General features: G+C 69.3%; 21 protein-coding genes. 9 read left to right on the top strand and 12 right to left on the bottom strand.

The features are described from left to right. The first annotated feature begins 5 nt into the window (after positions 1-5). Positions 6-2663 (top strand): Tat pathway signal sequence domain protein, encoded by a 2658-nt coding sequence (locus ACIBG5_RS20935; RefSeq protein WP_396393152.1) that lies wholly within the window; start codon positions 6-8, stop codon positions 2661-2663. Positions 2664-2708: 45 nt separating this feature from the next. Here the strand turns inward: ACIBG5_RS20935 and ACIBG5_RS20930 are convergent, their stop codons facing one another. From ACIBG5_RS20930 to ACIBG5_RS20910, 5 genes are all read right to left on the bottom strand, one after another. After that, the gene (locus tag ACIBG5_RS20930; RefSeq protein WP_131353487.1) at positions 2709-3470 is read right to left on the bottom strand and encodes a YebC/PmpR family DNA-binding transcriptional regulator; all 762 of its coding nucleotides are present in this window, start codon (positions 3468-3470) and stop codon (positions 2709-2711) included. Between the two features lie 40 nt (positions 3471-3510). Then, entirely contained in the window at positions 3511-4137 is a 627-nt protein-coding gene (gene pdxT / locus ACIBG5_RS20925; RefSeq protein WP_396393151.1) for a pyridoxal 5'-phosphate synthase glutaminase subunit PdxT, read from the bottom strand. Next, on the bottom strand, positions 4134-4679 hold the full coding sequence (locus tag ACIBG5_RS20920) for a DUF6891 domain-containing protein (protein WP_396393150.1): 546 nt from the start codon (positions 4677-4679) through the stop codon (positions 4134-4136). Before ACIBG5_RS20920 ends, pdxT begins: the two co-directional genes overlap by 4 nt. Before the next feature lie 17 nt (positions 4680-4696). After that, positions 4697-5608, bottom strand: a complete 912-nt coding sequence (pdxS, locus tag ACIBG5_RS20915) for a pyridoxal 5'-phosphate synthase lyase subunit PdxS (protein ID WP_396393149.1) — start codon at positions 5606-5608, stop codon at positions 4697-4699. Positions 5609-5682: 74 nt separating this feature from the next. Then, positions 5683-7038: a PLP-dependent aminotransferase family protein gene (locus tag ACIBG5_RS20910; RefSeq protein ID WP_396393148.1), complete on the bottom strand. Its 1356-nt coding sequence runs from the start codon at positions 7036-7038 to the stop codon at positions 5683-5685. 168 nt (positions 7039-7206) lie between these two features. On the opposite strand from ACIBG5_RS20910, the gene ACIBG5_RS20905 reads away from it, so the two are divergent. Continuing rightward, positions 7207-8862 carry a bifunctional 3'-5' exonuclease/DNA polymerase gene (locus ACIBG5_RS20905; RefSeq protein WP_396393147.1) on the top strand — a complete coding sequence of 552 codons (1656 nt, stop codon included), beginning with the start codon at positions 7207-7209 and terminating at the stop codon, positions 8860-8862. Here ACIBG5_RS20905 and ACIBG5_RS20900 read toward each other — a convergent pair. Then, positions 8844-9803 (bottom strand): RNA polymerase subunit sigma-70, encoded by a 960-nt coding sequence (locus ACIBG5_RS20900; RefSeq protein ID WP_396393146.1) that lies wholly within the window; start codon positions 9801-9803, stop codon positions 8844-8846. The genes ACIBG5_RS20905 and ACIBG5_RS20900 overlap by 19 nt on opposite strands. Next, on the bottom strand, positions 9800-10285 hold the full coding sequence (locus tag ACIBG5_RS20895) for a hypothetical protein (protein ID WP_396393145.1): 486 nt from the start codon (positions 10283-10285) through the stop codon (positions 9800-9802). Before ACIBG5_RS20895 ends, ACIBG5_RS20900 begins: the two co-directional genes overlap by 4 nt. Positions 10286-10370: 85 nt before the next feature. Here ACIBG5_RS20895 and ACIBG5_RS20890 point away from each other — a divergent pair, with 85 nt between their 5' ends. Both ACIBG5_RS20890 and ACIBG5_RS20885 read left to right on the top strand, forming a co-directional pair. Then, complete coding sequence (locus ACIBG5_RS20890) at positions 10371-11153, top strand: S-methyl-5'-thioadenosine phosphorylase (protein WP_396393144.1); 783 nt, start codon at positions 10371-10373, stop codon at positions 11151-11153. Beyond that, the gene (locus ACIBG5_RS20885) at positions 11150-12196 is read left to right on the top strand and encodes an NAD-dependent epimerase/dehydratase family protein (RefSeq protein ID WP_396393143.1); all 1047 of its coding nucleotides are present in this window, start codon (positions 11150-11152) and stop codon (positions 12194-12196) included. Before ACIBG5_RS20890 ends, ACIBG5_RS20885 begins: the two co-directional genes overlap by 4 nt. Before the next feature lie 5 nt (positions 12197-12201). Here the strand turns inward: ACIBG5_RS20885 and ACIBG5_RS20880 are convergent, their stop codons facing one another. Together ACIBG5_RS20880 and ACIBG5_RS20875 are read right to left on the bottom strand one after the other, a co-directional pair. After that, positions 12202-13353 carry a sensor histidine kinase gene (locus ACIBG5_RS20880; protein ID WP_396393142.1) on the bottom strand — a complete coding sequence of 384 codons (1152 nt, stop codon included), beginning with the start codon at positions 13351-13353 and terminating at the stop codon, positions 12202-12204. Beyond that, the gene (locus tag ACIBG5_RS20875) at positions 13350-14048 is read right to left on the bottom strand and encodes a response regulator transcription factor (RefSeq protein ID WP_396393141.1); all 699 of its coding nucleotides are present in this window, start codon (positions 14046-14048) and stop codon (positions 13350-13352) included. The genes ACIBG5_RS20880 and ACIBG5_RS20875 overlap by 4 nt, the downstream gene beginning before the upstream one ends. Positions 14049-14170: 122 nt before the next feature. Here ACIBG5_RS20875 and ACIBG5_RS20870 point away from each other — a divergent pair, with 122 nt between their 5' ends. The 5 genes from ACIBG5_RS20870 to ACIBG5_RS20850 all read left to right on the top strand — a co-directional run bounded on the left by ACIBG5_RS20870 (position 14171) and on the right by ACIBG5_RS20850 (position 19270). Continuing rightward, positions 14171-14821, top strand: coding sequence for a glycosyltransferase family 2 protein (locus tag ACIBG5_RS20870; RefSeq protein ID WP_396393140.1), 651 nt, complete (start codon positions 14171-14173; stop codon positions 14819-14821). Then, positions 14818-16074, top strand: coding sequence for a DUF2064 domain-containing protein (locus tag ACIBG5_RS20865; protein WP_396393139.1), 1257 nt, complete (start codon positions 14818-14820; stop codon positions 16072-16074). Before ACIBG5_RS20870 ends, ACIBG5_RS20865 begins: the two co-directional genes overlap by 4 nt. A gap of 251 nt (positions 16075-16325) precedes the next feature. Beyond that, positions 16326-17459: a glycosyltransferase 87 family protein gene (locus ACIBG5_RS20860; RefSeq protein WP_396393138.1), complete on the top strand. Its 1134-nt coding sequence runs from the start codon at positions 16326-16328 to the stop codon at positions 17457-17459. 5 nt (positions 17460-17464) lie between these two features. After that, positions 17465-18313, top strand: a complete 849-nt coding sequence (locus ACIBG5_RS20855) for a RimK family alpha-L-glutamate ligase (protein WP_396393137.1) — start codon at positions 17465-17467, stop codon at positions 18311-18313. Between the two features lie 27 nt (positions 18314-18340). Beyond that, on the top strand, positions 18341-19270 hold the full coding sequence (locus ACIBG5_RS20850; protein WP_396393136.1) for a threonine/serine dehydratase: 930 nt from the start codon (positions 18341-18343) through the stop codon (positions 19268-19270). On the opposite strand, the gene ACIBG5_RS20845 is transcribed toward ACIBG5_RS20850, so the two are convergent. From ACIBG5_RS20845 to ACIBG5_RS20835, 3 genes are all read right to left on the bottom strand, one after another. Continuing rightward, positions 19267-20724: a glycosyltransferase family 87 protein gene (locus ACIBG5_RS20845; RefSeq protein WP_396393623.1), complete on the bottom strand. Its 1458-nt coding sequence runs from the start codon at positions 20722-20724 to the stop codon at positions 19267-19269. The genes ACIBG5_RS20850 and ACIBG5_RS20845 overlap by 4 nt on opposite strands. Before the next feature lie 83 nt (positions 20725-20807). Beyond that, on the bottom strand, positions 20808-21605 hold the full coding sequence (locus ACIBG5_RS20840; protein ID WP_396393135.1) for an alpha/beta fold hydrolase: 798 nt from the start codon (positions 21603-21605) through the stop codon (positions 20808-20810). Positions 21606-21610: 5 nt separating this feature from the next. After that, entirely contained in the window at positions 21611-23527 is a 1917-nt protein-coding gene (locus tag ACIBG5_RS20835; protein ID WP_396393134.1) for a glycosyltransferase family 4 protein, read from the bottom strand. Positions 23528-23612 lie beyond the last annotated feature (85 nt).

The following is a 23612-nucleotide window of genomic DNA, read 5'->3' as shown; positions in this document are numbered from 1 at the left end:
CAGGCATGGCCGCAGTCCCCGCGGCGTCCCTGCTCGACACCCGCTCCACGGCGGTGGCCGACGTACCAGAAGTGAAGCTCAGCTGGCTGGAAGGCAAGCCGACCACGGCTGCCGTCACGACCTGGGGTACGCCGTGGCCGAAGGGCGCCGTACCTGCTGACCAGTCCTTCGCACTCAAGGCCGCCGACGGCAGCGCCGTACCCCTGCAGAGCTGGCCGACTGCCTACTGGCCTGACGGCTCCCTCAAGTGGAGCGCGCACGCCATCGCAGTCGACGCACCGGCCGAGTCGTACACCCTCGGCCCAGGTACGGCGGCCGCACCGCAGCGACCGGTCACGGTCAAGAACGAGACGACGTACGTCGATGTCGACACCGGAGTCATCAAGACCCGGATCCGCAAGAGCGGTTCGGAGCTGATCAGTCACATCTGGCGTGACGACGTGCTGATCGCGCGCAAGGGTCAGCTCGTCAACCTGAAGCAGGACAAGATCGCCGACGACGAGGAAGGCGGCAGCGTCCGGGAACGCTACGAGAGCGACATCACGCGCGTCACGGTCGAGCAGTCCGGCCCGGTCCGCGCGGTGGTCCGGATCGAGGGCCGGCACAAGTCGAAGAAGGGCATGACCTGGCTGCCGTTCTCGGTCCGGCTGTACTTCGTGGCCGGCGCCGAGAACGTCCGGATGGTGCACACATTCGTGTACGACCGCGACGGGCAGAAGGACTACATCGCGGGCCTCGGGGTGCGTTTCCGGGTGCCGATGCGCGATGCGGCGTACGACCGGCACGTGCGATTCGTCGGTGAGGGTCATGGCATGGTCTCGGAGGCGGTGAAGGGGATCACCGGGTTGCGGCGTGACCCGGGTGCGACCGTCCGCGCGGCGCAGATCGCCGGGACCAAGCTGCCCGATCCGGCCACCTGGGACCAGCGGGTGACGACGCGGCTGAAGTGGATCCCCGAGTGGGGTGACTACACGCTGAGCCAGCTGAACGCCGATGGCTTCACGGTGAAGAAGCGGACCAAGCAGGGGTACGGCTGGGTCTCGGTCGACCAAGGTGGGCGCGCGTCGGGACTCGGGTACGTCGGTGGCGTGAGCGGCGGGTTCGCCTTCGGCCTCAGGGATTTCTGGCAGCGCCACCCCACGCAACTGGACATCCGGGGTGCGTTCACCGAGGAGGCCGAGGTCACGGTGTGGCTGTGGTCGCCGGACGCCGGCGCGATGGACACGCGGTTCTACCACGACGGCATGGGCGAGGACACGTACCCGGAGCAGTTGGACGCCCTCGAGATCACCTACGAGGACTACGAGCCCAAGTTCGGTACGCCGTACGGGGTCGCGCGGACCTCCGAGCTCACATTCTGGGCGCTCGCGGCGACTCCTTCGGCTGCCCGGCTCGGCGACCTGGCCGATCAGGTGCGGACTCCCCCGCAGCTGATCAATCCGGTGGACCAGCTCATCGGTACGCGCGTCTTCGGCGGGCTCGTCTCGCCGGTCGACCGGTCGGTGCCGGCGAAGAAGGCCATCGAGGACCACCTGGACTTCCTGTTCGACTTCTACCGTGGCCAGGTCGAGTCCCGGCACTGGTACGGGTTCTGGGACTACGGCGACATCATGCACACGTTCGACGAGGACCGGCTGGTCTGGCGGTACGACGTCGGCGGGTACGCGTGGGACAACTCGGAACTGTCACCGGATCTGTGGCTCTGGTACTCGTTCCTGCGCTCCGGACGGGCCGACATCTTCCGGTTCGCGGAAGCGATGACCCGCCATACCGGCGAGGTCGACGTGTACCACCTCGGGCAGTGGGCCGGTCTGGGTACGCGGCACGGCGTACAGCACTGGGCGGACAGCGCGAAGCAGCAGCGCATCAGTACGGCGATCTACCGGCGGTTCTACTACTACCTCACGGCCGACGAGCGCACTGGTGACCTGCTGTCCGAGCTGGTCGACTCCGACCAGACGTTCCTGGTGCTGGATCCGCTGCGGAAGATCAGGACCGAGCCGTACGAGCCCGACCCGCATGCTCTCGCGATCGGTCTCGGCACGGACTGGAGTGGCCTGGCTGCCGCGTGGCTCACCGAGTGGGAGCGGCAGGGACCGAAAGCGGACGTTGCCCACAGCAAGCTTCTCGGCACGATGGAGACGATCGGTGCGATGCCGAACGGCTTCGTCACCGGTGGCGGCCTGTACGACCTGGACACCGGACGGTTCGCGCCGGTCACGGAGAAGACCGTCAGTGTGTCGCACCTCAGTGCGATGTTCGGCCAGGTGGAGATCTGCGCCGAGATCCTCGACCTGGTGGACCTGCCGGCGTTCGAGGCGGCCTGGCTGCAGTACTGCCGCCTCTTCAACGCCACCCGGGACGAGCAGACGGCGGAGTGCGGTGCGTACTTCGGCAACCTGATCCTCCGCCAGGGCCACTCCCGCCTCACCGCGTACGCCGCCGTACGCCTGGATCGGGACGACCTGGCCGCACGGGCGTGGAAGGAGTTCTACACCGGCGACGGCTACGGCCCGAACCTCCCGTGGGCCTCCGAAGAGGTGAAGTCGACGCTCAACCCGACGCAGGCCGCCAAGTGGGTCTCGACCAACACCACAGCCCTCTACGGCCTGGCCGCCATCCAGACACTCGCACTGGTCGGCGACCAGATCGTGAACCCGTAAAGGCTGGAGGGCGCGGGACCTCCCGCGCCCTCAGTCAGCCGTGGGTCAGCCGACCTCGGCCATGATTTCGTCGGAGACGTCGAAGTTCGCGTAGACGTTCTGGACGTCGTCGCTGTCCTCGAGCGCGTCGATCAGGCGGAAGATCTTGCCGGCGCCGTCGGCGTCCAGCTCGACCGTCATCGACGGGACGAACTGGACGTCGGCCGAGTCGTAGTCGATGCCCGCGCCCTGCAGCGCGGTCCGGGCCTGGACCAGGTCGGTGGCCTCGGTGACGACCTCCCAGGACTCGCCGAGGTCGTTCACCTCCTCGGCACCGGCCTCGAGCACGGCCTCCATCACGTCGTCCTCGGACAGCGACTTCCCGTCCTGGTCCTTGGCCACGACGATGACGCCCTTGCGGTTGAACATGTAGGCGACCGAGTTCGGGTCGGCGAGCGAGCCGCCGTTCCGCGTCATCGCCGTACGGACATCCGCGGCCGCGCGGTTGCGGTTGTCGGTGAGGCACTCGACCAGCATCGCCACGCCGTTCGGGCCGTAGCCCTCGTACATGATCGTCTGGTACTCCGCACCGCCGGCCTCGGCACCGGAACCACGCTTGACCGCGCGGTCGATGTTGTCGTTGGGGACCGAGGACTTCTTCGCCTTCTGGATGGCGTCGTACAGGGTCGGGTTCCCGCCAGGGTCGCCGCCGCCCATCCGGGCGGCCACCTCGATGTTCTTGATCAGCTTCGCGAAGAGCTTGCCGCGCCTCGCGTCGATGACGGCCTTCTTGTGCTTCGTGGTGGCCCACTTGGAGTGGCCTGACATGGCGAACCCAACCCTTCTACCGCTACTACCTGCTACCGACTCAGAGGCCGCGGACCAGCTCGGCGAAGTAGCCGTGCAGCCTGGCGTCCCCGGTCATCTCCGGATGGAACGACGTGGCCAGCAGCCGATCGTGGCGAACGGCGACGATCCTACTGCGTTCTGCCTCCGGCCCCAGCCCAGCCCACCCAGCGTCCGGGCCCGAGCTCACCGTCGAGAGTACCTCGACGTCCCGTCCGACCCGCTCCACCCACGGTGCCCGGATGAACACGGCGTGGTACGGCGTGTCGAACGCGGCGAAGGTCAGGTCCGCCTCGAACGAGTCCACCTGCCGCCCGAACGCGTTCCGGCGTACTGTCACGTCGAGTCCGCCGAGGGTCTCCTGACCCTCGATCCCGCCGGTGATCTCGTTCGCCAGCATGATCATCCCGGCGCAGGTGCCGAACACCGGCATCCCGTCGGCGATCCGCTTCTGCAGCGGCTCGAACAGCTCGAACGCGCGGGCGAGCTTGTCCATCGTGGTCGACTCGCCGCCCGGCAGAACCAGCCCGTCCACCTGCTCCAGCTCGGACGGGCGCCGTACCGGCCGCGCCTCGACGCCGACCTGGGTCAGCATCGCCACGTGCTCACGCACATTCCCCTGCAACGCGAACACACCGATCACGGTCATAGCGTCACCCTTCGCTTCCAGTCGAGCGTGACCTCGATGCGGCCCTCGTCGAACGTGGCGGGGAAGTCGTACTCGTGCAGCAGCGCGAGGACGTCGTCCAGGAGCGGCTCGCCAGGGGCGACGTTCGCGGTGTCGGGGTGCCAGAGCTTCAGCTCGAGCATGCCGAAGTCGACCGCATGCCAGACGTCGGTGTCGGTGAAGAACACCAGCCCGTTGGGATCCGCGGCGGCCTCGAGCGCCTGCCGGGCGGCGTGGTGGTCCGACGTGTACCGGACCACCACGAGTCCCAGCTTCTCGAGCTCGAAGAGTACGGCGTCCAGCCGGTCAGGATCCGTCGCCGACGGCCACTCGGCAGACTCGGCGTTCAGATCCATCACGGCCTCGCCGATCAGCAGCGGCACCAGAGCGGCCGCGTCCATCGACGGCGCGTCCTCCTGGACCGCCTCTGTCAACGCAGCCGTGATCGCCGCGTGGTCGGCGTACCCGGACCGCACCAGAACGCGAGCGAGACCGCGCAACTCCCGCGCGGTCCGCTCGTCCACAGACTGCAGGCTGTTGGTCACCAGCCGCGCTCGGCGAGCCGGTGCGGCTGCGGGATCTCGTCGACGTTGATGCCGATCATGGCCTCGCCCAGGCCGCGCGAGACCTTGGCGATCACGTCGGGGTCGTCGTAGAACGTGGTGGCCTTGACGATCGCCTCGGCGCGCTGGGCGGGGTTGCCGGACTTGAAGATGCCGGAGCCGACGAACACGCCCTCGGCGCCGAGCTGCATCATCATCGCGGCGTCGGCGGGGGTGGCGATGCCGCCGGCGGTGAACAGCACCACCGGGAGCTTGCCGGCCTGCGCGACCTCCTTGACCAGCTCGTACGGCGCCTGCAGCTCCTTGGCGGCGACGTACAGCTCGTCCTCGGGGAGGCCCTGCAGCTTGCGGAGCTCCTGCCGGATCTGACGCATGTGGGTGGTCGCGTTGGACACGTCACCGGTGCCGGCCTCGCCCTTGGAGCGGATCATCGCCGCCCCCTCGGTGATCCGGCGCAGCGCCTCGCCCAGGTTGGTCGCACCGCAGACGAACGGCACGGTGAACTGCCACTTGTCGATGTGGTTGGCGTAGTCGGCCGGGGTGAGCACCTCGGACTCGTCGATGTAGTCCACACCGAGGCTCTGCAGCACCTGCGCCTCGACGAAGTGACCGATCCGGGCCTTGGCCATCACCGGGATCGAGACAGCGTTGATGATGCTGTCGATCATGTCCGGGTCGCTCATCCGGGAGACGCCGCCCTGCGCGCGGATGTCGGCCGGGACCCGCTCCAGCGCCATCACCGCGACCGCGCCGGCGTCCTCGGCGATCTTGGCCTGCTCGGCGGTGACGACGTCCATGATCACGCCGCCCTTGAGCATCTCGGCCATCCCGCGCTTGACCTTCGCGGTGCCAGTCTCGGGGCCGGTCTGGGGGGTCTGGTTCTCGGTCACTGCATCCTCCTGCTCGTCGGGCTCCTGCCTCCAGATTAGGGGGCAGCAGGCACCGATCCTCAGTCCACCTCGAATCAAGTGGACTGAGCCAGCGCCGCACCCAGACGGGCCACCACCAGCCGGAGGGTCGCGGGCGGCGCGGTGAACGGAATGCGGATGTGACGCCGGTCCGTGCCCTCTGGCGTGAAGAGGTCTCCGGCCCCCAGCAGCAGTCCGTGCTCCCTGGCCGCATCCAGCACCCGTCGTGCGCGTACTTCGGTCAGCTCGAGCCAGAGCGTCATACCTCCGGTCGGCGTGGGCCAGGCCACACCGTCGAGCGTCTTCAGACCGGCCTCCAACGCCATCAGGTTGGCCCTCAGCCGGGTACGGCGGCGGCCGATCACCTTGTCGAGCTTCTGGATGATCGCCTGGGCCAGGAGGTCGTCGAGAGCGCTGGGCGACGCCACACTGAGCTGTGCGGCTGTGTTGATCCGTCTGCGGAGCTGCTTGCCGGTCCGGACCCAGCCGACGCGGAGTCCGCCCCACACCGTCTTCGAGAGCGAGCCGACACTCACAGTGCGCGGGTAGCGACTCAGTGGCTCGGCTTGTTCCCCATTGGCCAGCCAGAGCGGTCGCATGGTCTCGTCGCTGATCAGTGCGGCGCCGTACCTGCGAGCGATCTCGATGATCGTCGTACGGCGATCTGCCGGGATGCTGAGCCCGGTTGGGTTGTGGTTGTCGGCCTGGAGGTAGATGACCTTGGGGCGGTGCCTTCGGCAGAGGTGGGCGAGTTGGTCGGTGTCCCAGACCCCTGCCGGCCAGCCGGCCACGTCGAGGCGGTGCTTGCGGAGCAGGTCGAAGGCAGCGGGGTACGTCGGTGTCTCGGTGATCGCCACGCCCGGTCCGAGGTCCAGTCCGGCCAGTGCGGCGTTCAGTCCGGCTGCTGCGCCCACGGTCAGCGTGAGCTGGTCCGGCTCGGTGGGAACGCCCTCGATCGTGAGCCGCTCTGCCAAGGCTTGGCGCAGTTCCAGCGACCCGCCCGGCGGCGGTCCGTCTCCGCCCATGGCGTGCGGTAGTGCGTCCTCGACGACCTGGGCTGCTACTTCCGCCACGTCGTGCGGCGCCGCTGTGGTTGCGAACCGGAGGTCGAGGACGGGTTCGTCGCCCGCCGTGACGGTCGAGGCCGGCGCGATCGGGTCCAGCAGGCGGTCCAGTGGTCGTACGTGGGTGCCGGAGCCGCGCTTCGTCTCCAGTACGCCGTCCGTGCGCAGTTGGTCCAACGCCCGTACCACGGTCACCCGGCTCACACCGAGTCGATCGGCCAGCACGCGTTCCGAGGGGAGGCGCGAGCCGATGGACAAGTCGCCGCGCTCGATCCGGCGCAGGACCAGCGCCCCGACCTGCTCGGTCTTCGTCCCGTCCGCCGGGTCGAGATCCATCTCCCGCCACATAAGTCCAGTCTGACACCAGTGGCCTGACGGCGGTTGCTCCGGCTGCTGGCTGGCGGGTTGTTGTGCCGCTGACGCCTTGTTACCCGGCAGCGGTCACATAACCCGCCAGCGGCCGCGGTGGTCGGGCGCCAGGCGCGGATTGTCGGTGCGGGGTGTGAGGATTCGGGTATGGACGAGCGGTGGGCGATTGCGCCGGAGGAGGGTGGCGGGGCTGTGCTCGTCGCCTTGCATCCGGACGGGCAGCCTGCTGGTCCGGTGCTGCACGAGCCTTCGCTGGCCGGCGCGATCGGTTCGCGTCCGCAGGTGTCTCGGTGGGTGTGGCGATCTTCGGCCGAGATTTATCCACGGTTGCTGGCCGGCGGCGTACGGGTGGAGCGCTGCTACGACATCGAGAACAGCGAAGGGTTGTTGCTGGGGCACGCGGGCCGGTTGGGCGAGCCCCGTTCCGCGGCTGCGGCTTGGGGGCGGCTGAGTGGTGGGCCGGTCCCACCGGATCCGCCGCTGCGAGCCGTCGTACCGGGTGAGCAGTCGTCGCTCTTCGAGATCCAGGAGGAGCCGGTTGCCTTCGAGGCGCTCCTCCGGGTGTACGCCGATCAGCTCCGGCGGCATGGGGAGGCGGAGTACCCGGACCGGATGCGGTTGCTCACGGCATCGGAATCGTCGGGGATGCTGGTCGCCGCGGAGATGGACCGGGCGGGGTTGCCATGGAGCTCGGACGTTCACCGGGCAGTGCTGGCCGAGCTGCTCGGGGATCGGTTCGGCGGGACAGGTGAGCCGCGGCGGCTGACCGAGCTCGCGGACGAGGTGTCGGCGGCGTTCGGGCGCCGGGTGCGGCCGGATCTGCCGGCGGATGTGCTGAAGGCGTTCAAACAGGCCGGGTACCAGCTGAAGTCGACGCGCCGATGGGAGCTGGAGACGATCGATCATCCGGCGGTGGTGCCGCTGGTCGAGTACAAGAAGCTCTATCGGATCTACACGGCGAACGGGTGGTCGTGGCTGCAGGACTGGGTGCACGACGGTCGCTTCCGGCCCGGGTTCGTGCCTGGCGGGACAGTCTCCGGGCGCTGGATCACCAATGGCGGTGGTGGTCTGCAGATCCCCAAGGTGATCCGTCGCGCGGTCGTCGCCGACCCCGGCTGGAGCCTCGTGGTCGCGGACGCGTCCCAGCTCGAGCCGCGCATCCTGGCCGCGATCTCCCGCGACCCGGCGCTGATGGAGGTCGCGAGCGATCCCGGTGATCTGTACAAGGCCGTCTCGGACCAGGCGTTCTCCGGTGACCGCGGGAAGGCGAAGCTCGCCGTACTCGGCGCGATCTACGGCCAGACGTCCGGCGACGGCCTGAAGAACCTGGCCATGCTCCGCAAACGCTTCCCGCTGGCAGTCGCGTACGTCGACGACGCCGCGCGCGCCGGCGAGGAAGGCCGCCTCGTCCGCACCTGGCTCGGCCGCACCTGCCCACCCGCGGGCGCCCCGCTCGACGACGCGATGCTCGAAGGTCCACCCGCCGACGAGCCCCAGACCGACGCCCGCCACGCACGAGCCCGCGGCCGCTTCACCCGCAACTTCGTCGTCCAGGGATCCGCCGCCGACTGGGCCCTCCTGATGCTCGCCGCCCTCCGCCAGTCCTTGGCGGACCTCAAAGCCGACCTCGTCTTCTTCCAGCACGACGAGGTCATCGTCCACTGCCCCACCGAAGAGGCCCCCACCGTCGCCGAAGCCATCCAAGCCGCCAGCAACCTAGCCGGCACCCTCACCTTCGGCCCCACCCCCACGAACTTCGCCTTCACCACCGCAACCGTCAAAACCTACGCCGACGCCAAGTGATCTGGCAGGCCGTACAGGCTGAAGTTGGTGGTTTCGTAGGCGGTTATTTCGGCGACCAGGCCTTGCTCTACGCGGAAGATGTCCAGGCCGAAGAGGGTGTAAGTAGGGGCGTCTGGGGGCTTCAGGTAGGCGGCGAGGGTGGGTTGGCGGTTGACGGTGGTGGGGAGGAAGCGCCAGTGGCCGCGGTAGGCCGGGTCGAGGTTGGGGGCGAGGGAGCGGCGGGCGGCGGCCAGGCCCTCGAACCAGAACGGGTACGGCGGCATGGTGATGCGGACGTCCTCGTGCATCAGCGCGACCAGGGCGTCGGGATCGCCGGCTTCCCAGGCGGCGACGTACTTGCGGAGGAGGGCTTGTTCGTCGGCGGATGAAGGGGTGGCGGACCACTCGGAGCGGTGTGGGGGCAGGTGGTCGCGGAGGACCGGGCGGGCGCGTTGGAGGGCTGAGTTGACGGCCGCGACGGTCAGGTCAGTCGCGTCGGCGGTATCCCGAGCGGGCCAGCCGAGGACGTCGCGGAAGATGAGTACGGCGCGTTGCCGCGGTGGCAGCTGCTGGATCGCCACCAAGAACGCCAGCTCGATCGTCTCCCGGCGTACCACCTGGGCGTCCGGCTCCTCGGCGCGATCGAGCAGTACATCGGGGAACGGCTGCAGCCACGGCAGATCCTCGCGAGGCGGCAATGCGGTGGCTGGGAACGACGCCGGTTCGAGCTGATGCGGGAGGACCCGCTGCGGACGCCGTACGTCGTCGATGCAGGCGTTGGTCGCGATCCGGTAGAGCCAGGCGCGCAGCGAGGAGCGGCCCTCGAAGTCGTCGCGCCGGCGCCACGCCCGCAGGAACGTCTCCTGGACCATGTCCTCGGCCTCGTCGTACGAGCCGAGCATCCGGTAGCAGTGCACCCGCAGCTCATGCCGGTACTTCTCGAAGTCGATGTCGTTGCTCACCTGCCGTCCTCCAGCTCGATCGTGCTCGGCATCGGCGCGTGCCCGGCCAGCCGGAACCAGCTCACCAGCCGCCGCCGGCGCAGATCACGCGTCGACACCACGATGTCGTTGTGGAAGCGGCGTGCCAACTGGACCCGCCGCATCGACAGGTTCAGCTCAGCGGTCCACGGCTCCACATCGGTGCCGGTGGCATGGATCGCGCGGGTCAGTGCCGACTCCCGCTGCTCGCGCTCCTCCGGCGACGCGGTCCGGGCGCGATGCGCCGCGTCGAGCAGCAACAGGGACGACGCGGGGTCGAGGATCCCACTGCCGCCCAGCTCACCGACCAGCGCGGAACGCCGGGCGAGCTCCGTCTCCAGTGACGCCCGGGCGAGATCGACCCGGTGGTGCAGGCGATCCAGCCGCCCGGCCGTCCAGCTCGCGTAGGCGCCGAACAGCAGCAGCACCACGCCGATCGCGAGCAGCGCCCAGGACACCTTCACGAACCTATTCGATCACCCTTACGGAGCGCTGACGGACGAGCCGAATCCGGTAATCACCGCTCCGGCCGCCACTAGCGTCGAGACCATGGCTGATATCGGTGTGATCGGCGGTTCCGGCTTCTACTCGTTCCTGACCGACGCGAAACCTGTCGAGGTCGACACCCCGTTCGGCGCGCCCAGCGAGCCGCCGGTCGTGGGTGACCTCGACGGTCGCGAGGTGGCGTTCATCCCCCGGCACGGCGCGGACCACCGCTTCCCACCGCATCGCGTCAACTATCGCGCCAACCTGTGGGCGCTGCGGTCGCTCGGCGTCCGCCAGGTCCTCGGGCCGTGCGCGGTCGGCTCGCTGAAACCCGAGCTCACGCCCGGGACCTTCGTCGTCCCAGATCAGTACGTCGACCGCACCTGGGGACGCGCGCACACGGTGTATGACGAGACGCCGGTGGTCCACACATCGGCCGCTGACCCGTACTGCCCGGTCGGCCGGGCCACGGTGATTGCTACCGGCAACGTCGTACCGGACGGCACGATGGTGGTGATCAACGGGCCGCGGTTCTCCACGCGCGCGGAGTCTCGGTGGCACGCCGCACAAGGGTGGTCGGTCGTCGGCATGACCGGCGTACCCGAGGCGTCCATCGCACGGGAACTCGCGCTCTGCTACACCTCGATCGCGGTCGTCACCGACCACGATGCGGGTGTGGAAACCGGCACCGGCGTCACGCAGGCCGAGGTCCTCCAGGCATTCGAGCACAGCATCGGGCGACTCAGGGGTCTCGTCACCGATGTCATCGGTCAGCTGCCGAAGCCGGATGCGGACTGCAGCTGCCGGCATGTGCTCGACGGTACGGCGGCGGAGGACCTCTGGTGAGGATTCTGCTGACCGGCGGCGCGGGCTTCATCGGCCGGCACGTCCAGACCCAGCTCGTTGCCGAGGGCCACGAGGTCGTCGTTCTCGATTCCTTCCGCCCCGACGTCCACGCACACAAGCCCACGCCGCGGCCCGGGCTGATCGTGGGCGACGTCCGCGATGCCGAGATCGTCCGCGGAGCGCTTCGCGGCATCGACACCGTCGTCCACCTGGCCGCGAAGGTCGGTCTCGGTGTCGACCTCGACGACCTGGACGACTACGTCTCCAGCAACAGCCTCGGTACGGCGGTCCTCCTCCGCGGACTCGCACACGCGAAGATCCGGCGCTTCGTCTACGCCAGCTCGATGGTCGTGTACGGCGAGGGCCGCTACGACTGCGACGTACATGGCCAGGTCGCACCCGGCCCGCGCCGGACCGAGGATCTCGACGCCGGGCGGTTCGAGCCGCCCTGCCCGCGGTGCGGCGCCCAACTCCGGCCCGGTCTCGTCGACGAGGACGCCGTACTTGATCCGCGGAACGCGTATGCGGCCAGCAAGCTCAACGGGGAACACCTAGCAGCCTCGTGGGCGCGCGAGACAGACGGCCGAGTGAGCGCTCTCCGGTTCCACAACGTCTACGGCCCCGGCATGCCGCGGAACACCCCGTACGCCGGGGTCGCGGCGATCTTCCGGTCCGCGCTGGAGCGGGGCGAGGCACCCATGGTCTTCGAGGACGGCCGGCAACGCCGTGATTTCATCCACGTCCACGACATCGCCACCGCCGTCAGCGCCGCCGCAGGAGCGCTCTCCGGGCCATTCACCGCCTACAACGTCGGCAGCGGCACCATCCACACGATCGGCGACGTAGCCGCCGAACTCGCCCGCGCCTACAACGGCCCGGCCCCAGTCACCACCGGCCACTACCGCCTCGGGGACGTCCGCCACATCACCGCCTCCTCAGACCGCCTCCGCCACAACCTCGGCTGGAAACCGACCTACGACCTGGCCACCGGCCTCGAGGATCTCCTCGGATCCCCTGGAGCAACCGGAGGACGTCGGGGTTGAGGGCTTCAGTTGCTGGCGGAGACCGGGGGGAGGTCTATCTGGAAGGCGCAGCCGCCCGCGACGTTGGCAACGCCGATGGTGCCGTCGTGGGATTCGACGACGCCGCGGGCGATGGCGAGGCCCAGGCCGCCGCCGCTCGAGTTGGTTGCGTTGGCGGGGGTGCGTTGTTCGTCGCCGCGCCAGCCGACGTCGAAGACTCGCTCCAGGTCATCGGCTGGAATGCCGCCACACGCATCCGTCACGGCGAGGCGGACGCGGCCGTCGGGCTCGCGGTCCACCGTCAGCATGACCGTGCCGCCGGGTTCTGTGTGACGGATCGCGTTGCCGACCAGGTTCGTCACCGCTCGGGTCAGCTCGTCCGGATCGCCCTGCACGGCGAGCCGATCGTCACCACCCGGAGTCAAGACCGCCAGCCGCACCCCGGACGCTCGTGCGTGTTCACCGTTCTCCCCCGCCACGTCCTCGGCGAGTTCGCGCAGACTGACCGCGGACCGCCGCCGCGGCACCGGCGCCGCGGACAACCGCGACAGCTCGAACAGGTCGTCCACGAGCCCGGTCATCCGATCGACCGTCGACCGCATCTGCCGCAGCGCTCCCGGTACGTCGTCGACCACGCCGTCCTCGAGTCCCTCCGAGACGGCCCGCAAACCGGCGAGCGGCGTACGAAGATCGTGCGACATGAACGCGACCAGCTCCCGCCGGCTGGACTCGAGCGCACGCTCGCGTTCGTGGGACGCGGCGAGCTTGCGTCGCGTCATCTCCAGCTCTTCTGTCAGCGCCGCCAACTCCGCCGGGACCGCGCCGCCGACCACCTCCGACGGCTCGTACGACGTACCCAGGTGGCGCAGCCGCCGACCGACCTCGCGCGATCCGGTGCTGATCCATTGGCCGAGGAGCACCGACATCCCCAGCCCGAGCAGGGCCGCGAATGCCAGCGTCCACAGCACCACCCACGAGTCGTGCTCGGAGATGAACATCGCCCGCACGCTCTGCAGCACCGCCGCGAGCGCGGCCGCCATCGGCGCAAGCGCCACCACGATCATCGTGATGCGCAGTGAGCGGCGGCGGAACTGCCACAGGATCGCGCCGCCGATCGCCGCGACCACCAGCGTCCACAGCGTGGTGAGCGCGAGGATCGTGACCATGTCTCGATTCATTCGGTATCCCCGACGAACCGATAGCCCGTCCGCGGCACGGTCACCACCAGCCGCGGATCGGACGGATCCGCCTCGATCTTCTCCCGCAGCCGGCGGACGTGGACCGTGACCGTCGAGGAGTCGCCGAAGTCCCAGCCCCACACGCGCCGGAGCAGTTCGGCCTTCGTGAACGCCTTGCCGGCGTGCGACACCAGGAACGCCAGCAGGTCGAACTCGCGATGCGTCAGCGACAGCTCGTTGCCGTCCAGAGACGCCAGCCGGGCAGCGGTATCGATCGTCACGGGTCCTGAGCTCAGCTTCGTCGGGGTCAGATCGAGGCCGGCCAGGCGTTCCTCGCGGCGCAGCATCGCCTGCACCCGCAGCGTGAGCTCGCGCGGGCTGAACGGCTTGACCACGTAGTCGTCCGCGCCGACCTCGAGTCCGACCAGGCGGTCCTCCTCCTCGCCCCGGGCGGACAGCATGATCACCGCGGCCCCGTCGTCCGCCGCGCGCATCCGGCGCAGCACCTCCAGCCCGGACAGTCCGGGCAGCATCACGTCCAGAACGACGACCGACGGCTTCCACTGCTGCCAGACCTCGACAGCCGCGGCACCGTCGGCCACCATCCGGGCGTCGTACCCGGCCTTGGTCAGGTACGCCGAGACGACATTGGACACGGTCGGGTCGTCATCGACCACGAGTACACGAGTAGCCACGATCAGAGCCTAGTTCTTCCGGGCAGGGGCCGGGCCCCGGGCTCCCTGGGTGACCGCGGCCGTAAGCGAGCCGTAGTCAGGTCCGGCACCCCGCGGCAGGCGATTGTCCCTACGGTCGAAGAGTGTCAGTCGATCTCATCCTGCCGTGCCTGAACGAGGCGGCGGCGCTGCCCTGGGTGCTCGAACGGCTGCCCGTGGGCGTCCGGGCCGTTGTCGTCGACAACGGTTCCACCGACGGGTCGCCAGAGATCGCCACGCGCTTCGGCGCGTCGGTGGTCCGGTGCGAGATCCGCGGGTACGGCGCTGCGTGTCATGCCGGTCTGGAAGCGGCCGAGGCCGAGGTGGTGGCGTTCATGGACGCGGACGCATCACTCGATCCGCGGCAGCTGGGCCGGGTGACGGCGCCTGTCCTTGCGGGCACGGCCGATCTGATGGTGGGACGCCGTAGGACGCTCTCGCGGCGTTCCTGGCCGTGGCATCTGCGGCTGGCCAACGCCGAGCTGTCCCGTCGGATCCGACGCCGTACCGGCGTTGCGTTGCACGATCTCGGACCGATGCGGGCCGCGCGCCGGTCGGCGTTGCTGGACCTGGACCTCCGCGACCGGCGATCGGGTTATCCGCTGGAGACCGTGGTCCGCGCCGCCGAAGCCGGCTGGCGGATCGGCGAGGTCGACGTGGACTACCTGCCTCGATCCGGACGCTCGAAGGTCACCGGCACGCCGCTCGGTGCTGCCCGGGCCGTGCTCGACATGTCGAAGGTGCTGGCCGGATGAACCGCGGGACTCTGATCGTCATCGCGAAGGAGCCGGTGGCGGGCCGGGTCAAGACGCGGCTGCAGACCGAGTTCACCGCGCACGAAGCCGCCGCGCTGGCGCGGGCGTCGCTGGTGGACACGCTGAACACGGTCCGTTCGGCGCGCGCGTCCCGCCGTGTCCTTGCGCTCGACGGCGATCCGGGGCCGTGGCTCCCGGACGGGTTCGAGGTGATCGGGCAGCGCGGCGACGGGCTGGACGAGCGGCTGGCCGCGGCCTTCGAGGACGCCTTCGACGGTACGCCGATGCTGCTTGTCGGGATGGACACGCCGCAACTCACGGCCGGCCTGCTGAGCGTCCCATGGTCCGGGTACGACGCGATGCTCGGGCTGACCGAGGACGGCGGCTACTGGTGTCTCGGGTTGCGCGAGCCGGATGCTCGCGCGCTGATCGGCGTACCGATGTCGACGGATCACACCGGCCGGGATCAGCTGCGGCGGCTGCAGGATCTCGGGCTGCGGGTGGTGTTGCTGCCGACGTTGCGGGACATGGACACGCCTCGGGACGCGTCAGTGATCGCGGCGGCGCATCCGTCGTTGCGGGTGTCGCGGTTGTACCGGCGGTTGCAGCACGCGGCGCATCCAGGGCTGCTGTTCGAGCAGGCGTTGGTCGGTACGACGAGAGTGGTCGCCACTGGCATCGACGGGCGGACTGTGCCGTCGTTGTCGGAGCTGGATCGGTGGAGGTCTCCTGCTGACGAGGTGGATCGGCTGGCGTTGAGCCGGTGCGAGGGGCCGGTCCTGGACGTCGGGTGCGGGCCCGGCCGGATTGTGACAGCGCTGGCGGAACGCGGCATCCCCGCTCTTGGGGTCGATATCTCGCCGCGCGCGGTGTCGCTCACCACCTCGCGTGGCGCGGCTGCGCTCCGGCGACCCGTCCAGGACCGGCTTCCGGGTGAGGGGCGCTGGGGCAGCGTGCTGTTGATGGACGGCAACATCGGCATCGGCGGGGACCCGGCCGATCTCCTGCGGCGCTGTGCCGAATTGGTCCGACCCGACGGGCTGGTCCTGGTCGAAGTCGATCCCGACGACGATCTGGACGAGACGGCGCCGATCGTCCTGCGGAGCTCCACCGGGCGGCGATCGACTCCGTTGCCGTGGGCAAGGGTGGGAACTCGCGCTCTGCTCCGGCACGCGCACGCCGTCCACCTCCACCCCACCGAAGACTGGCGCGCCGGCCACCGTGCCTTCCTGACCCTCCGCCCCACCGCCTGATGCCTGAACGGGTGAGGTCGGAGATGGCACCGGGCGTCGGAGGAGCGATCTCGCGAAGCAGTGGGGTGATTGCTGGAGGCGTGGCGGTGGGGGTTGCCAGCGGTGTGGTTGTGGCGGCTGCGAAACAGTGGTGGCCGAACTTGGTGTTGGTGGCGGGAAGCTTGGTGGTTGCGGGGGTGGTGTGGCGGTTCGGACGACGGCTGGGCGTGGTGGCGGTTGTGGCGGTTGCTGGGGTTTGTCAGGTGCCGGGCGTGGTGCATGCGCCGATCACCAGCACGGATGCTTACCGGTACGTGTGGGACGGGCGGGTGCAGTTGTCGGGGAGTTCGCCGTACTCGCATGTGCCGTTGGATGACGCGTTGGCGCAGCTGAGGGATCCGGTGCTGTTTCCAGGGCTGTCACCCACAGAGAGATCGGGAGTGACCGGTCCCCCGCGCCTCCCGAAGGATCCGGCGGCACTCGCCGCCCTATCCACCGACGACCCCAGAACGAGGATCAACCGCCCCCGGGTGCCGACCATCTACCCGCCCGTCGCGCAGGCGTACTTCACCGTGGTCGCCTTCCTCACCCCGTGGTCCGCGGGCACCCTCGGCCTGCAGATCGCTGCCGCGTTGCTCGCGATCGCGCTCACCTGGCTACTCACGGTAAGCGATCCTCGCTGGGCCGCGTTGTGGGGTTGGTCACCGATCGTCGCCCTCGAAGCCGGCAACGCCGCGCACCTCGACGTCCTCACCGCAGTCCTGATCACGGCAGCAGTGATGACCGCCGCCCGCCGCCCGAAACTCGCCGGCTTGATCCTCGGCGCGGCCGCAAGCGTCAAACTCCTGCCGCTGCTCCTCCTCCCCGCCTTCCGCCGACGCTCCGGCCTCGTTGCCATCGGCACCTTCCTCGCCTCCTACCTCCCGTACCTGATTGCCGCAGGCACCTTGGTCCTCGGATTCCTGCCCGGCTACCTCACCCAGGAAGGGTTCTCCGACGGCAGCTCCCGATCCGCGATTCTCGCGCTCCTGCTGCCTCCTGAGGCCCGGCAACTCCTCGCGGCCGCCCTCGCGATCGGCCTCGCCGCCCTGGCCTTCCAGCGGGCCCGCCACGAACCGATCGCGATCACCTGCTGCTGGCTGTACGGCGCCGCGCTGCTCGTCGCCACCCCGACGTACCCGTGGTACGGCCTCCCCCTGATCGCCCTCGCGGCCCTCGCCCACCGCCCCGAATGGCTCGCCGTACCGCTGGCGTCGTACCTGGCCTACGCGAGCTTCGGGCACGAGACCCGGCAAGGCCTGATCCACCTCACCGCGGCTGTCGTCGTCCTCACCGGACTCACGCTGCGTCACAGATCAGTTACAACAAAGCGGTTTGACGCGATCGCGACCACCAACCAACACTGATCGGCGTGACGAAACGCATCGCCCTCGCAACCTCGGCGGACCACGTTGAGCTGCACGCGCATGACCTCCCGCTCGTCGACGCCCTCCGTGCCGCCGGCCTCGACCCGGTCGCCGAGGTCTGGACCGACCCGTCGGTCGACTGGTCCGCCTACGACGGGGTCCTGCTCCGCTCGGTGTGGGACTACCACCTGCGGTACGACGAGTTCACCGAATGGCTCGCGCTCGTCGACAAGGCCGGCGTACCGGTCTTCAACGACAGTGGTCTGGTCCGCTGGAACGGCGACAAGCGGTACCTGCTGGAACTGCGCGAGCGCGGCGTCGCGATCGTGCCGTCGCAGATCGCGGCCGGCGCGTGCCTGCGCGAGGTCGTCGCCGGGCTCGACGGCCAGGAGATCGTGATCAAGCCGACCGTGAGCGCGACCGCCCGCCTCACCGTCCGCGGCGTGGCCGGCTCGCCTGAACTCACCCAGGCGATCAACGAACTCCCCGACATCGTGTACCTGGTCCAGCCGTTCCTGCCCGAGATCCAGACCGACGGCGAGTGGTCGCTGATGTTCATCGACGGCGAGTTCACTCACGCCGTCGTGAAGCGCCCGGCGGCCGGCGACTACCGGGTCCAGGAGGAGTACGGCGGCCACGCGACGGTCACCGAGCCGTCGCCGGACATTCTCGAGAACGCACAGAGAGCACTCGCCACCGCCGGTCCCCGCCCCGCCTACGCCCGCGTCGACGGCGTCGTCGTCAACGGCCGCTTCCTCCTGATGGAGCTCGAGCTGATCGAGCCCTACCTGTACCTCCCCCAGTCCCCCGAAGCAACCCACAAACTCGCCACCACCGTCGCCGCCCGCTTGTAGAAATCCGAGGCGGATAAGGTCGGGACCATGCCGACGCTCGACGATATCCGTGTGGCCGCGCAGCAGCTGCGGGGCCGCATTCACCGCACGCCGATGGTCACCTCCACCGCGCTGAACGAGCGCTTCGGCGCAGATCTGGTCCTGAAGGCCGAACTGTTCCAGAAGACGGGCAGCTTCAAGGTCCGCGGACTGCTCACCAAGCTGCTGCGGCTGAGCCCCGAGGAGCGCGAGCGCGGCGTCATCACGGTCTCGGCCGGTAACGCGGCCGGCGCGCTCGCCTGGGCCGCCCGGGACGCCGGCGTACCGGCCACCGTGGTGATGGCGACCACCGCCGTACAGGCCAAGATCGACGCGGCCCGTGGGTACGGTGCCACGGTCGAGCTCGTCGAGGGTGACCTGATGGGTCAGTACGAGCGGATCCGGGACGAGCGGAAGCTCACCGGCGTCCACCCGTTCGACGACGAGGACGTGATCACCGGCCATGGAAGCCTCGGCCTCGAGCTCCTCGAGGACCGCCCGGACCTCGATACGGTCCTGGTCCCGGTGGGAGGCGGCGGCCTGATCTCGGGTGTCGCGCTGGCGGTCAAGCTGGTCAAGCCGGAGATCCGCGTGATCGGCATCGAGCCCGAGCAGGCGGACGTCGTCAGCCGCAGCCTCGCGGCCGGCGAACCTCAGAAGCTCCCGACCGCACGCTCGATCGCCGACGGCCTCGCCGCGCCGGTCTGCGGCACGCGCAACTTCCCGCTGATCCAGCAGTACGTCGACGAGGTCGTCCGCGTCAGCGAGGACGCGCTGCTCGAGGCGACGCGGCTCGTCATGTCGCGGACCAAGCTCGCACTGGAGCCTGCGGCCGCGGCACCGTTCGCCGCAATGATCGAGGGCAGCATCCAACCGGCCGGCGTCACCGCCAGCGTGATCAGCGGCGGCAACCTCGATGTATCGAAGCTGATGCTCTAAGCGGTGGCCAGCTGACGTGGTGCGGCGTCGGACTTGACGCCGTCGCTGGGATCGTCGACCAGATCACCTTGCCGGACCGGATCGTTCTCCGGCAGCAGGATGTCGCGCGCCACCATCAGCATCAGCCACAGCGTCCCCGCCATCCGCAGGATCACGGCGAACCAGTAGATCCGGTCCGGTACGTCGGGATTGCCCGGCGCCAGGAACTGGGCCAGATGCATCCACACCAGCATCCAGTAGAAGCACTCGCACGCCTGCCAGATCAGCCAGTCCCGCAACCGCGGCCGCGCCAGCGCGACCAGCGGCAGCAGCCAGAGCACGTACTGCGGTGAGTAGACCTTGTTGACCAACAGGAACGCCGCCACGACAAGGAACGCGAGCTGTGCGAAGCGGGGCGGCCGTGGCGCCATCAGGCCGAGGATCGCGATCGACAGGCACAACCCGGCGAAGATCACGATGTTCAGCTGGTTGACGTCGGCGACCTCGTGCTTGGCCAGCTTCAGCACATACCAGATCGATCCGTAGTCGCTCTCGCGCTGATCGTTGAACGTCCAGAACGACATCCACTCGTTCTTGGCAAGCAGGTAGATCGGCGCGTTCACCAGTGCCCAGGACACGCCCGTCGCGATCACCGCCTGGAACCACGGCCACATCTTGCGGCCGCGGATACACACGATCAGCAGCGGCCCGAGCAGCAGGAACGGGTAGAACTTCGCCGCCGTTCCCAGCCCGAGCAGCACGCCGAACCAGATCGGTTTGCCGCGCGACCAGGCGAACATCGCCCCGGCCGTGAGCACGACCGCGAACAGGTCCCAGTTGATCGTCGACGTCAGCGCCAGCACCGGCGCGGCGGCGACGTACAGGGCGTTCATCGGCTGGCCGCGGGCCGCACCGGGGCGCGACTCGACGCCACGCGCGGTGGCGACGGTCAGCCCGACCAGGATCAGGGCGCAGAGGAACAGCATCACGGTGTTCACGACGAAGAACACGCCCGCGGTGGCGCGCTTCTGCTCGGCCGTGTGGTCGTTCTTCGGGTCACCGGTGATCACCCAGGTGATCCGCGCCGCGACCTCCATGAAGCCGCCGGTGAGCACCGGGTACTCGAGGACCGGGTAGTTGCCCGTGTCGAGGAACGGGCGGTTGCCCTCGGCGAACCCGCGCTCCTGGTACAGGAAGCCGATGTCGGAGTAGCACAGCGCCTTGAACGGCCGCCAGCTCTGCCGGTCCCAGCCGGCCTCCATGCAGGGAGCCTTCTGCAGTACGCCGAGCGCGAAGGTGACCGTGCACACCGCGAGCGCGATCCGCAGCGGCGTCCACCAGGACGAGCTGAGCCGGGCGAACCGCCCCGACGGCCCACCGAGCCCCACGGTCAGACCCGCAACGGCAGGGTCGGCCTCCGACGGGGTCAGCCGGTCCTGCGGGTCCTGGCTACGTGGTCCGGTCACGGTGGGCATCATCTCCTATCGCTCACCCAAACGACCAGGGAAGGTTACCCACCCACGACCATCCGGGACCGCACCCGGTCCCCCGCGCGCCGTCAGGCCGTGGTGTGGGTCACCAGCAGCGTTGCGGTCCGGTCCGGATCTTCCCACCAGAACAGATGACCCGCGTCGTCGAACAATTCAACCTTCGCCGCAGGGATCAGGCTGGACAGCCGTTGGGCGTTCTCCACCGGGATCTCCGCGTCCGCTGTGCCGTGCAGGATCAGGACCGGTACGGCGATCGCACCGAGCCGCTGCGTGGTGTCGTGGGCCTTGGCGGCCTGCCACTGCATCAGCACGACCGGCACGGGGACCTTCACAGCGAGCGCTCGCCGGCGGTAGATCTCCTGCGCGTCCGGCACCGCCGCGGCGTATCGCGGAGACAGGTTCGCCTCGAAGCTGATCCTCAGCCCGCGTTCCACGTCCCGGCTCGCGATCGCGTCCACCATGTCCCTCGAGGTCTCGGCGATGACCCCGCTCGCTCCCCCTGCCCAGGTGCAGCCCAACGTGACCGACCGGACCGTGTCCGGATGGCGCAGTACGAGCTCCTGGGCGACCATCCCGCCGAGTGAGATACCGAAGACGTGCGCGGATGTCCAGCCCGCCGACGCGATCAGGGCGGCCGCATCGTCAGCCAGGTCGGCGACGGTGAACGGCTCGTCCGCCCGGTCGCCGCGTCCGACGCCGCGATGGTCGTACGCGACGATGTCGAACCGGTCTTCCAAGCGGCTGAGCAGTTCGTCGCCCCACATGGCGTGGTGGCCCGCCATTCCCTGGATCAGCAGCAACGGCTCGCCACGCCCGCGCCGTACGTAGTCCAGCCGACGTCCATCGACCCCCGTCAGAAAGTCCATCGGCGTCAGTCGGCGATGAACTTTCGCAGGATCTCGGTGCCCTGCTCGCCCGTCGGCAGCCACTCGCTGTCGGGGAGGGAGTCGAGCATCGCCTCGTCGGTGACGAAGACCGTGCCGTTGTAGGTCTTCGCGCGCTCCCGCGTCGCCGGCCGATCGGGCCGGCCGTAGACGACGACTCCGTGCTTGATGCGCGCCGCGGCGAGCAGCGGGAGGTCCGTGGTGATGTCGGAGCTCCCGAGCACGGACTTCCAGTCCTCCATCACGAGGTGCGTGATGCCGTCGAGGTCGGCCGGGGTCAGCCGGCGCCCGACCACCTCGGCCTCGTCGATCTCCCGCACCCAGGCGCTCGGCGCGCCGTCGGCATCCACCGGTCCGATGACCAGCCGCGGCTTGACCGTCTCGACGCCGTCCACCGGCCCGAGGAGTTCGTCGTACAGCGCGCGGAGGTTGTCGGCCTGCGCCTCCCATGACATCTCGTGCCGCAGCTCCGGGGAGGCGGCACGCTCGCGGTACGGCTTGGGGTCGGCCAGGACCTTCGACACCTTGGCGGCGAGGTCGGTCGGGTTCTCCGCCTCGAACACCTCGCCGATCCCGGTCTTGCCGACGAACTCTTCCAGCGTCGGCATGTTGCTGGTGACGACCGGCAGCCCCGCGAAGGTGTACTCGAAGACCTTGTTCGGCAGGGCCATCTCGTGCGACGGGTAGCGCAGGATCGGGATCAGCCCGAGGTCCGCGGTGCGCAGGAAGCTGGTCACATCGTTCGGCGCGACCGGGTTCAGGTAGTGCACCCGGTCCACCACGCCGACCTTCGCCGCGAGCGCACGCAGTTCGTCGACCGGCTTCATCTCGGTCGTCGGCACGCAGACCACGGCCAGGTGCACGTCCGGCAGCTGAGGCAGCGACGAGATCGCGGTCTCGACGCCGCGCGCACGGGTGATGCCACCGCTGTAGACGATCAGCGGTACGTCGTCGGCCAGCCCGATCGCGCTCCGGATGTCAGGTGCATCGTGATCCAGCTCGACCAGCTGCGGGCTGTTGATCACCACGCTCGGCTCGCGGTCCAGCTTGTACCGCGTGTGCAGCGTCCGCGCGATCGCCGGACTCACAGTGACAACGCGGTCGACGGTGCGGATGTAGTCACGCTCGTGCTGCGCCCACGCCGCCACCAACCGCGGCGTACGCGGCGGGTACGTCGACAGGCCGGGGACGTACTCGTGAGCGTCGTACACGACCTTCACGGTCCGGCCACGCAGCGCGGCCCGCCCGGCGGCACGAGAGGCCACACCGATGACGTGCATGTCGTGGGCGTGCAGTACGTCGGGCATCAGCCGGTCCAGCACGGAGGCGAAGATCGTCTCGTAGTCGTCGGCCTCCGGGATCACCTTGCGCCAGTTGATCGGCCGCCTCTGCTGGGTCATCCAGAGGTCCCACCGCTGCCAGAACCGGGTCGCCTTACGGGCCTCGAGCTGGGCCGCGCGGTTCAGCAGGCCGGCGCCCTTCCCGGAGAACGACAGCTGCCGGCGCTGGAGCGCCCGGCGGACCGTCCCGGCCTTGAAGGCCAGCGGACCGACCGCCCCGGCCTTGCGCTGGGCGACGGCGCGGCCAGACTCCGCCTTCAGGTCGGCCAACCGGGCCGTCACGAGCGCCTTCCGGACCGGCGCCGGCTTGCTGACCATGAGCAGGCGGCGAGCGCGGCGAACCCGGCGGCGCCGGTTCCGGTCGTCACGCAGCAGGAACTTCCCGGGCAGCCGGATCATCACCACGCCGGCGTCGATCGTGTCGATCTTCAGCTCACCGGACGCCGAGACACCCAGCAGCGTCACCCGCCGCCCGGCCTGCCCGAGAGCGACGGCTTCCTTCAGGACTCGGGTGTCGTTGGCGATGTCGTTCGCGACGATCATGACGACATGGGGGCCGACCACGTACTCTCCTTCATGAGACTTCGGCACTGTGGAAACGTGCCGAACGCACAGGAGCGGTTGCACGGTTTCACGGACAGCCTAGGGA

This window comes from Kribbella sp. NPDC050241 (genome assembly GCF_044459685.1).
GTDB lineage: Bacteria > Actinomycetota > Actinomycetes > Propionibacteriales > Kribbellaceae > Kribbella.
This window is presented reverse-complemented; position numbering and strand designations above follow the sequence as displayed.

Bases quoted from the DNA above. Each gene is read 5' to 3' on its own strand.
- ACIBG5_RS20935 (WP_396393152.1), top strand. From the start codon at position 6: ATGGCCGCAGTCCCCGCGGCGTCCCTGCTCGACACCCGCTCCACGGCG.
- ACIBG5_RS20930 (WP_131353487.1), bottom strand. From the start codon at position 3,470: ATGTCAGGCCACTCCAAGTGGGCCACCACGAAGCACAAGAAGGCCGTC.
- pdxT (WP_396393151.1), bottom strand. From the start codon at position 4,137: ATGACCGTGATCGGTGTGTTCGCGTTGCAGGGGAATGTGCGTGAGCAC.
- ACIBG5_RS20910 (WP_396393148.1), bottom strand. From the start codon at position 7,038: ATGTGGCGGGAGATGGATCTCGACCCGGCGGACGGGACGAAGACCGAG.
- ACIBG5_RS20905 (WP_396393147.1), top strand. From the start codon at position 7,207: ATGGACGAGCGGTGGGCGATTGCGCCGGAGGAGGGTGGCGGGGCTGTG.
- ACIBG5_RS20890 (WP_396393144.1), top strand. From the start codon at position 10,371: ATGGCTGATATCGGTGTGATCGGCGGTTCCGGCTTCTACTCGTTCCTG.
- ACIBG5_RS20880 (WP_396393142.1), bottom strand. From the start codon at position 13,353: ATGAATCGAGACATGGTCACGATCCTCGCGCTCACCACGCTGTGGACG.
- ACIBG5_RS20865 (WP_396393139.1), top strand. From the start codon at position 14,818: ATGAACCGCGGGACTCTGATCGTCATCGCGAAGGAGCCGGTGGCGGGC.
- ACIBG5_RS20850 (WP_396393136.1), top strand. From the start codon at position 18,341: ATGCCGACGCTCGACGATATCCGTGTGGCCGCGCAGCAGCTGCGGGGC.
- ACIBG5_RS20845 (WP_396393623.1), bottom strand. From the start codon at position 20,724: ATGCCCACCGTGACCGGACCACGTAGCCAGGACCCGCAGGACCGGCTG.
- ACIBG5_RS20840 (WP_396393135.1), bottom strand. From the start codon at position 21,605: ATGGACTTTCTGACGGGGGTCGATGGACGTCGGCTGGACTACGTACGG.